The 11460-nt window shown below is 56.0% G+C and carries 8 protein-coding genes and 1 pseudogene; 3 read left to right on the forward strand and 6 right to left on the reverse strand.

Annotated elements, in window-relative coordinates:
* The 3 genes and pseudogenes from ABJQ89_RS15530 to ABJQ89_RS15540 all read left to right on the forward strand — a co-directional run.
* A pseudogene (locus tag ABJQ89_RS15530) lies at positions 1-1046 on the forward strand (cobaltochelatase subunit CobT); the annotation flags it as partial.
* Positions 1047-1311: 265 nt separating this feature from the next.
* A complete protein-coding gene (locus ABJQ89_RS15535; RefSeq protein ID WP_348497076.1) occupies positions 1312-1545 on the forward strand; it encodes a hypothetical protein in 234 nt (77 codons plus the stop codon).
* 575 nt (positions 1546-2120) lie between these two features.
* Complete coding sequence (locus ABJQ89_RS15540) at positions 2121-3917, forward strand: aminopeptidase P family protein (protein ID WP_348497077.1); 1797 nt, start codon at positions 2121-2123, stop codon at positions 3915-3917.
* Between the two features lie 6 nt (positions 3918-3923).
* Here the strand turns inward: ABJQ89_RS15540 and ABJQ89_RS15545 are convergent, their stop codons facing one another.
* The 6 genes from ABJQ89_RS15545 to ftsZ all read right to left on the reverse strand — a co-directional run.
* Positions 3924-4313 carry a hypothetical protein gene (locus tag ABJQ89_RS15545; protein WP_348497078.1) on the reverse strand — a complete coding sequence of 130 codons (390 nt, stop codon included), beginning with the start codon at positions 4311-4313 and terminating at the stop codon, positions 3924-3926.
* A gap of 47 nt (positions 4314-4360) precedes the next feature.
* Positions 4361-6010, reverse strand: coding sequence for a chloride channel protein (locus tag ABJQ89_RS15550; protein ID WP_348497083.1), 1650 nt, complete (start codon positions 6008-6010; stop codon positions 4361-4363).
* Positions 6011-6044: 34 nt separating this feature from the next.
* The gene (recN, locus tag ABJQ89_RS15555) at positions 6045-7694 is read right to left on the reverse strand and encodes a DNA repair protein RecN (protein WP_348497079.1); all 1650 of its coding nucleotides are present in this window, start codon (positions 7692-7694) and stop codon (positions 6045-6047) included.
* A gap of 41 nt (positions 7695-7735) precedes the next feature.
* Entirely contained in the window at positions 7736-8605 is an 870-nt protein-coding gene (locus tag ABJQ89_RS15560) for an outer membrane protein assembly factor BamD (RefSeq protein WP_348497080.1), read from the reverse strand.
* A gap of 132 nt (positions 8606-8737) precedes the next feature.
* A complete protein-coding gene (gene lpxC / locus ABJQ89_RS15565) occupies positions 8738-9658 on the reverse strand; it encodes a UDP-3-O-acyl-N-acetylglucosamine deacetylase (protein ID WP_348497081.1) in 921 nt (306 codons plus the stop codon).
* 243 nt (positions 9659-9901) lie between these two features.
* Positions 9902-11460: cell division protein FtsZ (ftsZ, locus tag ABJQ89_RS15570; protein WP_348497082.1), on the reverse strand; the 1559-nt coding region annotated here is incomplete at its 5' end.

Consider the following 11460-nt stretch of genomic DNA (forward strand, 5'->3'; position numbering starts at 1 on the left):
AAATGGGCGAAGAAACCGAGATGCCAGAGGGCGAAGCCCCGCTTGAGCCACCTCAACCCCAGCCAATTTCTGACGCTGACCCGAATTATCAAGTCTATGACACGCAGTTCGATGAAGAAGTGCGCGCCGAAGATTTGGCTGAACCAATTGAGCTGGAACGCCTGCGCGCTTATCTCGATCAACAGCTAGAACCGCTCAAAGGGGCCGTGTCGCGCCTTGCGAACAAATTGCAGCGCCGCTTGCAGGCCCAGCAAAACCGCTCTTGGGAATTCGACCTTGAGGAAGGTACGCTCGACGCCGGCCGCCTCGCCCGCGTTATCGCCAACCCGACAACGCCGCTCAGCTTTAAGGTCGAGCAAGACACAGAATTCCGCGACACCATCGTGACGCTGCTGCTGGACAACTCTGGCTCCATGCGCGGTCGCCCGATTTCCATCGCCGCAATTTGCGCGGACGTTCTCGCCCGCACGCTAGAGCGCTGCAACGTGAAGGTCGAAATCCTCGGCTTCACCACCCGTGCTTGGAAAGGCGGGCAAAGCCGCGAAGCATGGCTGAATGCGGGCCGCGATCAACAGCCCGGCCGCCTTAACGATCTACGCCACATCATCTACAAAAGCGCCGACAGCCCATGGCGCCGCGCCCGCCCGAACCTCGGGCTGATGATGAAGGAAGGCTTGCTGAAAGAGAACATTGACGGCGAAGCGCTCGAATGGGCCCACCGCCGCATGGCAGGCCGCCCCGAAGCGCGTAAAATCCTGATGGTGATCTCCGATGGCGCGCCCGTGGATGACAGCACATTGTCCGTGAACCCTGCCAACTACCTTGAGAAGCACCTACGCGACGTCATTGAAATGGTTGAGAAAAAACGCGCCGTCGAATTGCTCGCCATCGGTATCGGCCACGATGTAACTCGCTACTACGAGCGCGCCGTAACGATCACCGATGTGGAGCAACTTGCTGGCGCCATGACCGAACAACTCGCCGCCCTCTTCGACAACGACCCCCGCGCCCGCGCAAGGGTGATGGGCATGCGTAAGGCTGGTTAAATGCGCTGACCTGCAACCGTCATGCTGACGATTTGCAGGTCAGCGCCGTTTTCTAAGGCATCTCGGAACAAAGGCCATTGCCCACCAGCGCATAACAAACACGATACCATTGTCCCAACACCGCAAACCAGTTCCCCTTCACGCAGCAAGCCCACTTAGCTAAATGTCTGCTCTGCGGACTTTCTTGCTATTGGTGCTATTCATGTAATTGCTTATAGCCGACAGGCTAGAAGCGGATGACAATCGTTAGAATGAAAGAACTTTGATGAACGACTACTCTGAAGTTTTATACGTTCTACACATCGTATTGATCGCGATCAGGGCTACAGAAAACCCTAAAAAGGCACGTATATTTGCGGATGTCGTTCACAACGCACCCAGCATGATAACGGCTGGCACTACAGAAGAAGAAATCGCCGAAAAGGTAATGCTAAACGCGAATCGACAAGGTGTTGGCAACTACTTTTCAAAGCTCTTCGCAAAGGCAAAGACCGAGTAGCTTTGGGCTCAAAGCGGACATTCACCGCTAGGGCTCCTAGACTGTGTTGATAAGAAGCCAAACGGCTATTCCGCTCATAGAACCCTACCTACCAAATTTTGATATCCATTGTGTCACGCGCGGTAATCCAGCGCATACCCTACAAATTTCCCAAAATACCCATGGCCCAACTACTATTAGCAACGCAAAATAGGTGACGGTATGCTCCCACATATTTGAAGGCACGGGAAACAAAAATCCACCAACCAAACTCCATCGAACAAGGAATTGAAAATAAGGTTTCAACTTTATATCTCCTATTGCGATTTGCAGATGTCAGGTTTCTGCGCTTAGTTGTCGTTTGTAAATGCTGCAACATCGGTAGCTATGGGCTCAAACCAGACATTCTCTGCATATTCCACAAACCGCTCGCCATAAGAGCATGGTATACACTAGGTGCGCCAACCACGAACTACTGATTGCAAGTCACAGCGCTACGACAAACCCGTATACCCCCGCCGCTCTCACCTCTTTTCCGCTTTAGCTTCGCCCCCACACGGTGCAAACTCCAACACGGCCCAAAGGAGAAGATCACCATGTTTCAGAGCTTTGACACCACCAGCAGCCCCGAACATGGGTCGTCCCGCCTCGCCGATCTACGCGCTCAGATGGTGGCAGAAGGCATAAACGGCTTCCTCATCCCCCGCGCCGATGCGCATCAAGGCGAATACGTCGCGCCACGCGACGAACGGCTGCTATGGCTCACGGGCTTCACAGGCTCCGCCGGCTTTTGCTGCGCACTTGAAACCGACGCGGGTGTCTTCATCGATGGGCGTTATCGCACACAGGTGAAAACGCAGGTCGATCTGGACCACTTTAGCCCCGTCCCGTGGCCCGAAACCTCGCTCTCGGATTGGCTCAAGGAGCAACTGCCGGACGGCGGAGTGATTGGATTTGATCCATGGCTCATGCCCCAAGGTCAGTTGGAAGCCCACGAGAAAGCGCTTGCAGACACAGGCATCACGCTCAAACCCACAGAGAACCTCGTGGATCGCATCTGGGCTGATCAACCTGCCCCGCCCATGACACTTGCCTTCGCCTACCCTATTGAATACGCGGGTAAATCCTCCGTCGACAAACGCCAAGACTGCGCCAATGATATTAGCGGCAAAGGCGAAGACGCCGCCGTCATCACCCTGCCCGATAGCCTCTGTTGGCTCTTGAATGTGCGCGGCAACGACGTGTCCAAGACACCGCTGATGCATGGCTTTGCGGTGCTTCATGCCGATGCCAAAGTTCAGCTCTTTGTTGAACCGGAAAAGACCGCCGCGCTTGACCCTGATCCATCGATCACCCAAGCCGCGCCTGCTGAATTCCTCGCCGCGCTCGCGGCGTTAACGGGCAAAGTGCGCTGTGACAAAATTTCTGTCCCTGTTGCCGTCATTCATGCGCTGCAAAGCGGCTCGGCGGAAATCACATATGGCGACGAGCCTTGCGTTTTGCCCAAGGCCCGCAAGAACTCTGTTGAAATCGCAGGCACCCGCGCCGCCCATATCACCGATGCCACCGCCATGTGCGAACTGCTCTGCTGGCTAGAGGCACAACCCTCTGGCAGCACAACCGAAATCGACGTTGTCACGCAGCTGGAGCAACGCCGCCGCGCCACGAATGCGCTGCAAGACATCAGCTTTGACACCATTGCGGGCGCTGGCTCCAACGGCGCAATCATGCACTACCGCGTCACGCATGAGACCTCGCGCACCCTAGAAAACGGTGATCTTCTGGTGCTCGACAGTGGCGGTCAGTACCTTAACGGAACAACCGATATCACCCGCACAATCGGGATTGGCGACGTCGAAAATGAAGAGCGCGAGGCCTTCACCCGCGTGTTGCAAGGCATGATCGCGATCTCAAAAATGCGCTGGCCCAAGGGCCTCGCTGGGCGCGATATAGAAGCGGTTGGGCGCGTGCCGCTCTGGCGCGCGGGGCAAGACTTCGATCACGGCATCGGCCACGGCGTCGGACATTTCCTCGGTGTGCATGAAGGCCCACAGCGTCTCAGCCGCATCAGCAAAGTGCCGCTTGAACCGGGCATGATCCTCTCGAACGAACCGGGCTACTACCGCGAGGGCGCCTTTGGCATTCGCATCGAAAATCTTATTGTTGTTCAACCCGCTGGCACGCTTGCGAGCGAAGACACGCACCGCGAGATGTATGATTTCGAAACGCTGACTTACGTGCCAATTTCCCGCGATCTGATCCGCACGGACGTGCTCAGCGTTGATGAAATCTCTTGGATGAACAGCTATCACGCTGCTTGTTTTGAAAAGCTCGATGGGCTTTTGAGCGAAGCTGCCCAAGACTGGCTACAACGCGCAACGCAGCCGCTTTAGATCGGCTTAACCTTGCGCGTCTCTAAGTCGTTTCACCGCCTCTTCAGACATGTCATATCTCAGAGAATACGTGCCTGTTTTGACCACAGCTTCAGGCGTTTCGATATTCAAAACACTCAGCGTTTGGCGGAGATGCATGCCAGATAAGGGAATGTAATCAGGGTCTTCGCCCGAAAACCGATTGTAAAACCGACCACCGAACCAACTGCTCCGCCGTTTGGCTGCACGCGCAACTTGATTGCGAAAATGAAGGATTTGGATCAAACCTTCTATGTCATGGGGATAAAGATCCGCCGCTTTGCTAAAAGACGCGCCAAAGTTGAAGGGAAATTGCTGCGACAGGGATTTCATAGCAGCCGATTGACCCGCCTGACCTTTGAGTATGGGTTTGTTCATGATGCAATCATATGTAGGCACTATCACCCCGAATTCAACCCCAGGCTCTAGCTATGCTCTTCCGCCGCCGTATCCGCCAAGGCCTTGTTATAGGCCTTGAGCGCATCGACGTGATAGAGCGCGCCCCAAAGTTCGGGGGCTTGGCCCTCGCCTGTCAATGTGACCACAGGAATGAACGTGACGCCCGATTTATCAAAGATCGGCATCGCCGCCTCTAGCGTTGCGTTGCCGTCCACATAAATCCCATCTGCGATCATGGCCCAACAGCCCTCTTCGTCGATGCCGTCCTCTTTCTTTCGCATTTCATTGGCCACGCGGAACATCGCCAGCAAATAGGCCTGCGGACCGGCCGCCAAGTGAATGTTGCGCCGTTCCAATTGGGTGAGGAAGAAGGAACGATCCACGAGGCGCGAGGCGAGCGCGGTGGAGAGCGAAACAGAGACCATCACGGCCAAACCGGTCTGCCAATCGCCCGTCAATTCGAACACAATCAGCGTCGTCGAAATCGGCGATCCAATCACAGCCGCGGCCACCGCGCCCATCCCTGCCAAAGCATAAAGCGTGTGTGATCCGCTGATATCGGGCAAAATGCTGGTCGCGATCAGGCCAAAGGCCAAACCCGTCAACGCGCCGATCATCAAGGAGGGGGAAAAGATACCTCCGCCCATGCGCCCTGCCATTGTGATCGCCACCGCAATCACCTTGAGCACCGCAAAGACCACCGCCTCATGCAAGAGCAATTCGCCCGTCAGCGCGGCGGACGTCGTCTCATATCCAACCCCAATGATATGCGGGAACTGAATTGCCAGAAGACCCAACAAAGCGCCTGCCAATGTCGGGCGCATCCAATACGGCAGCCCAATGCGGGTCTGCAGGCGCGTCTCGAAATCATCTGCCCAGAAGACGCAGCGCATCAATGTGACAGCGACCAAACCGCAGACAAGACCCAGAATGAGGAACGCGGGCAGCTCGGAATAAAACTCCAGCGCCGTCGTTTCATGCAGCGCAAATTCCGCGGTATCGCCAAAGATCAATCTGTTGATCACCGTGCCTGCAACGCTCGCAATCACGATGGGCGCAAAGGCATGAACTGCGAAATGGCGCAGCACCACTTCGAGCGCGAACAAGGCCCCCGCAATGGGCGCGTTAAAACTCGCCGAAACCGCAGCAGCAACCGCGCATCCCAGCAAATCGCGCCCTGTAATTCCATCCGCACGGATAAGATTGCTGACCCAACTTGAGATCATCGCCGCGATATGGACCACAGGCCCTTCGCGCCCTGTTGATCCGCCGGTGCCGAGCGTGATCATCGATGACAGCGCCGACGCGATGCCAGCTTTTTTCTCGACACGCCCGTTGTTGAGCGCCGCGCCTTCGATCACGTCGGAAACAGATCGCACACGGCGATCGGGCGTGAAATGATGCAGGATAATCCCTACCGTCAACCCGCCCGCCATGGGGATCAACAACACCCAGTACCACGCCAATCCTTCGGCAAAGCTGTGCAGCTTGGCGACGTCATCAACGCCGTAAAGTGTTGTTTGTATGAATGAAATTCCAAATCGAAATGCGACAGCTGCCAAACCTGCAGCGATGCCCACCATCAAGGCAATGAACCAGAATTGGATTTGTGACGGGCCCTGTTTGCGCAGCAACTGCCAGCCAGAGCCGCAGCTTGATCTCATGTCCTGCATCATGGCCTTTGCAGCCAGGGATGCAGCATTCAGCACCTTAACCCACCAAAAGCGCACGTGCCGCACCGCGCGCCTCTTCAGTGATCGTGTCGCCAGAAATCATGCGTGCGATCTCATCAACGCGCTCGCCCTCATCGAGCGGAACAACCGTGCTCAGTGTCGCGTTCTTCACCACGCGTTTTTCAACACGCCAATGATGGCCACCAAGGGCTGCAACCTGCGGTGAATGCGTCACCACCAACACTTGGCCCCCGCTTGCAAGCTCGGCCAACCGTCGTCCAACCGCATCCGCCGTCGCGCCGCCAACGCCGCGATCAATCTCGTCAAAGATCATCGTGATCGCCTTGGCGTCATCAGACAGGCACACCTTGAGCGCCAATAGAAAGCGGCTCAGTTCACCGCCTGATGCGATCTTGTTCAACGGCCCACTCGGCGCGCCGGGGTTGGTCGCCACGCTAAAGGCCACAGCATCACGCCCCGCCCTGCTTGCGCTTGTGTCGGTCACCTGTGTTTTGAAAACCGCCCGCTCCATTTTGAGCGGTGCAAGCTCTGCACTGACCGCCTTGTCGAGCTTCAAAGCCGCTTTTGCGCGTGCCTCGCTCAGCGCTGTCGCCGCAAGATCGTAGGCCGTCTCTGCCTCGCTCACAGCGCGCCGCGCATCGCCAAGTTTGGCGTCCCCTGCATCCAACGCCTCAAGGCGCACCCGCAAATCGCCTGCAAATACAGCCAACTCATCGGGGGTTACATTATGCTTGCGCGCGAGGCCACGGATCGCGAACAACCGCTCTTCGCATTGCTCAAGCTCCGCAGGGCTGAAATCAAGGTTATCGAGGCATTGTTCAACACCAGAGGTCGCTTCACCCAACTCATCCAAAGCACGGCTCAGCGTCGCGAGCGGGCCATCAAGCATACCCTCTGCACTGCCAGCAACACCATCTAGCCAACGGATGGCTTCGCTCATCGCGCCTTCTGCGCCCTCAAGGCCCAGCATCGCATGGGCGCGCGCCACATCATCGCGGATCTTCTCCGCGCCCTGCATGGCTCGGCGACGCGTATCCAGTTCGCCCTCTTCCCCCGCTTGCGGATCAAGCGCATCGAGTTCGGCCACAGCATGACGCAGGAAATCTTCCTCCTCGCGCACGGCTGCAATCGACGCCTCAAGCGCGCTCAATTCCTTGCGAAACCGAGAGAGATCTTTCCAAGCCGCCCCAACCGCGCTGTGCAGCTTGGGCTTGGCCATAAACTCATCAAGCAGCGCCATATGCCCCTTGGGATCAAGCAAGCCGCGATCATCATGTTGGCCGTGCAATTCAACCAAAGTCTCAGACAACATCCGCAACACATCGCCAGAACAGCGGCGGGTGTTCACCCAAGCCGTTTTGCGCCCATCGCTGCGGTTTACGCGTCTTAGGATCAGCTCATCACCGCTGGGCAGGCCTGCCTCTTCGAGAATGGCATGCGCTGCATGATCCTCGCTGAGATCGAAAACCGCTGTGACCTCGCCCTGCTCGGCGCCGCTGCGCACCAGTTCCGCGCGCCCGCGCCAGCCAAGAACAAAACCAAGGGAATCCAGTAGGATAGACTTACCTGCACCGGTTTCACCGGTCAGCACATTCAAGCCATTCTGAAAATCCAATTCCAGATGGTCGATGATCAAAATGTCCCGAATATCGAGCGTGCGCAGCATTTAAGTGACCCCACGCGCGTCAAACGCGCGCCAATTTTTCCTTACAGCCACTTGCCTTGCAACATCTGGCGATAGACCTGACGCAGCCAGCCATCGCCTGCCGCTTCTAGCTCAAGACCACGACCTGTGAGCAGCTTAAAGCTATCCTCATACCAATCGGTGCCCTTGTAGTTGTGACCAAGGATCGCGCCAGCGGTTTGTGCCTCTTGCGTCAGACCCAGCGACAAATAGGCCTCGACCAAGCGATGCAAAGCTTCTGGTGTATGCGTTGTCGTCTGGAAATCCTCGACCACGACGCGGAAACGGTTGATCGCCGCGGTGTAGTGATCACGGCGCAAATAGTAGCGTCCGATTTCCATTTCCTTGCCAGCCAAGTGATCAAACGCGAGATCAAACTTCAAAATCGCAGAGCGCGCATATTCGCTGTCTGGATAGAGTTCGATCACCGTGCGCAAGCCTTGCAAGGCTTGGAACGTCAGCCCCTGATCGCGGCCCACATCTTCGATCTGGTCATAATAGCTCAGCGCCAGCAAATATTGTGCATAGGCTGCATCGTCATCCGTTGGATAGACATCAATGAAGCGCTGCGCTGCGCCGCGCGAATTCTCATAATCTTTATCTTTGTGATACGAGAACGCCTGCATAATCAGCCCGCGTTTCGCCCATTCGGAATAAGGATAAAGGCGTTCGACTTCACCGAAATAGAAGGCCGCATCGTCTTCGCGCTTGCGCTCTAGTTCGAATTCACCGCGCTCAAAAATCTGCTCAGCTGTGAAGGTGTCCAAAGGCGCATCCGCAGGGCCACCCAAGAAACGCGCAACAGCGCCGCCGCCGCCACCGCCGCAGCCAGAAAGAGTCATCGAAACGAGGACAGCAGCAGTCAGAGAGAGACGTGCGGTTTTACGTTTCATAGCAGCACCTTTGATCGAACCTGTCAGAGTTTTATCCCTGTTTTCACCTTGGTCCTAGCACATAATATCGCGATGCAAAATGGCAATGACCCGAAATCTTGGGGCAAACCTAACGATCTTGAAAAGTTGATGTTAGTGAGCAGCCGGAATTTCGCTACGAGTCACGCCAGCGCCAGGCAAATAAGCGTTAATAGACGCGTCGCAGTCCACCATTTCATAGGCTGACGGGTCCGCAAAGAGCGCGCGCAGCAATGCATTCGTCATAGAATGACCAGCCCGCATACCCGTGTAACGGCCTAGAATCGGCGCTCCAGCAAGCGAAAGATCGCCGAGCGCATCGAGCATTTTGTGGCGTACTGCTTCGTCCGCATGGCGCAAACCACCCGGGCTCAAAACCTGATCGCCGTCAACAACAACCGCGTTTTCCAGCGTACCGCCCTTGGCCAAGCCATTGGCTAGCATCATTTCGACGTCCGAATTGCGGCAGAACGTGCGGCTGTCACAAAGCTCGCGGACAAAGGTGCCGTTCGCCATGTTCAAAGATTTGCTCTGACTGCCAATCGCCGCATCTTCAAATTCAATCGCAAAATCGATCGACAGATTGCGTGCAGGCTCAAGACGCGCCCACCCCAGATCGGTGCGCACTTCAACGGTTTTCAATACGCGCAGCGCCCAACCACCATTGCTTTGTTTCTGAACGCCTTTTGCAAGAATACCGCGCACGAATTCGGCAGAGCTACCGTCCATGATAGGCACTTCAGGCCCATCAACGTCGATCATCGCATTCGTAATGCCACACCCGGCCAAAGCCGCCATGATGTGCTCAATCGTGGATACGACAACGCCATCTGCATTTTCGATTTTTGTGCAAAGAGGTGTCGGGTTGACCGCATCCCAGCGTGCTGGAACCAAGGCGTCTTGGCCAATCACATCTGTGCGGCGAAACCAGATACCATGATTACGGGCGGCAGCATGCACAGTCATCGTTACAGGCAAGCCAGAGTGGAGCCCCACACCGGTGAACACTGCTGATGATTTCAAAGTCGTTTGCACTATGCGTTCCAGATCAAATGAGTACTCGCAAGAATCCCTACGAGGAAGTTAGCGTTTTGGTAACCTTCGCGTGCTTCTCTCTCAACACAATCTTTGCAACGTTCTGAAACATCGACATTCTAGCGATAAGCGGAATTTCGCCTAATCTTACTTGACGATCCGGCAAGTCCTTATGATCAAACGCAAAAGGGAGCATCGAATGATGCTCCCTTTCTTGTAACAACCCAAGTTGAATTGGGAAACTTAGTTCGCTTGACGACGCAGGAACGCTGGAATTTCGATGCGCTCTTGCTCTGGATCGCTCTCAGCAACAGGGTGCGGCGCTGGCGCTGCGTGACCTGTTTGAACCTGTGGTTGCTGACGTGCAGCTGGTGCTTCGGTGCCTTCTGCGCCCTGACCCGTCATACGGTTGATCAAGGAATTGATACCAAAGCGAGGACGTTCCACTTCAGCGGCAGGCGCTTGTGGCGCTGCTGGCTGTTGTTGGTATGTGTCTTGCTCAGGTGCACGCTGAACAGCAGCTTGCAAACGGGCCATCGCTTCTGGCGAAGGTGATCCAAGTGCAGGCGCTTTCGGCGCGACATAGGCCGCTTGCTCAGGCTCTGCTGCAGCTTGTGGCTCATACGCAGGCGGCTGGTATGCAGGTGGCGGCAAATCATCCGCTTGCTGCGCACGGGCCGCCTGTTGCTGACCACGGTCCGCAATGAAGCTTGGAAGCTCAGGCTGGAAGCTGTTTTCTTCCGCTTCATATGTCTCTTCAACAGGTGCCGCTGCGCGTGGCGCTTCACGTTCTTGGAACAAGGAAGGCTCAGGCGTTTCAGCTGCTGGCTGCTGCATCGTTGCGACTGGCGCAACTGTAACAGGGGCCGCTTCTTGCTGTGGCTCTTCTTGCTTCAATGGCTGGGCCAAAGAACGGCGTGGCACTGGAACTTCGTTCGTAGCTGCAACCGCATCGATGCCTGTTGCAACAACAGAAACGCGCATCCCGCCATCTGGAACGGTGTCGAGTGTGGACCCCACGATGATGTTCGCGTCTGGATCGACTTCTTCGCGAATGCGGTTCGCCGCTTCGTCCAGTTCGAACAATGTAAGGTCTTCGCCGCCTGTGATGTTGATAAGAACACCCTTCGCGCCGCGCAGTGAAATCTCGTCGAGCAATGGGTTCGCGATGGCTTTTTCCGCCGCTTGGATCGCACGATCTTCGCCGGTTGCTTCGCCTGTACCCATCATCGCCTTGCCCATTTCGTCCATTACGGCACGAACATCAGCAAAGTCGAGGTTGATCAGGCCTGGGCGAACCATCAAGTCCGTCACACCCTTAACACCTTGATAAAGCACATCATCTGCAAGAGAGAAGGCTTCGGTGAATGTTGTCTTTTCATTCGCCAAACGGAACAGGTTCTGGTTTGGAATGATGATCAGCGTGTCCACAACCTTCTGAAGGGCATCAACGCCTTCTTCCGCTTGCTTCATGCGTTTGCCGCCCTCGAACTGGAACGGCTTCGTCACGACACCAACAGTCAGAACACCAAGTTCACGTGCAGCTTGCGCGATGATCGGAGCAGCGCCTGTACCAGTGCCGCCGCCCATGCCCGCAGTGATGAAGCACATGTGCGCCCCTGCGAGGTGATCAACAATTTGTTCAATGCTTTCTTCCGCAGCAGCAGCGCCAACAGTGGCACGCGCGCCTGCGCCCAAGCCTTCGGTGACTTTCACACCAAGCTGTACGCGGCTTTGCGACATGGATTGTTGAAGCGCTTGTGCGTCTGTGTTCGCGACAACGAAATCGACACCATCAAGCT

This window comes from Planktotalea sp. (genome assembly GCF_039984035.1).
Taxonomy (GTDB): Bacteria; Pseudomonadota; Alphaproteobacteria; order Rhodobacterales; family Rhodobacteraceae; genus Planktotalea.

Excerpts from the sequence above, each read along its gene's own strand:
- ABJQ89_RS15535 (WP_348497076.1), top strand. The coding sequence starts at position 1,312 with ATGAACGACTACTCTGAAGTTTTATACGTTCTACACATCGTATTGATC.
- ABJQ89_RS15540 (WP_348497077.1), top strand. The coding sequence starts at position 2,121 with ATGTTTCAGAGCTTTGACACCACCAGCAGCCCCGAACATGGGTCGTCC.
- ABJQ89_RS15545 (WP_348497078.1), bottom strand. The coding sequence starts at position 4,313 with ATGAACAAACCCATACTCAAAGGTCAGGCGGGTCAATCGGCTGCTATG.
- ABJQ89_RS15550 (WP_348497083.1), bottom strand. The coding sequence starts at position 6,010 with ATGATGCAGGACATGAGATCAAGCTGCGGCTCTGGCTGGCAGTTGCTG.
- recN (WP_348497079.1), bottom strand. The coding sequence starts at position 7,694 with ATGCTGCGCACGCTCGATATTCGGGACATTTTGATCATCGACCATCTG.
- ABJQ89_RS15560 (WP_348497080.1), bottom strand. The coding sequence starts at position 8,605 with ATGAAACGTAAAACCGCACGTCTCTCTCTGACTGCTGCTGTCCTCGTT.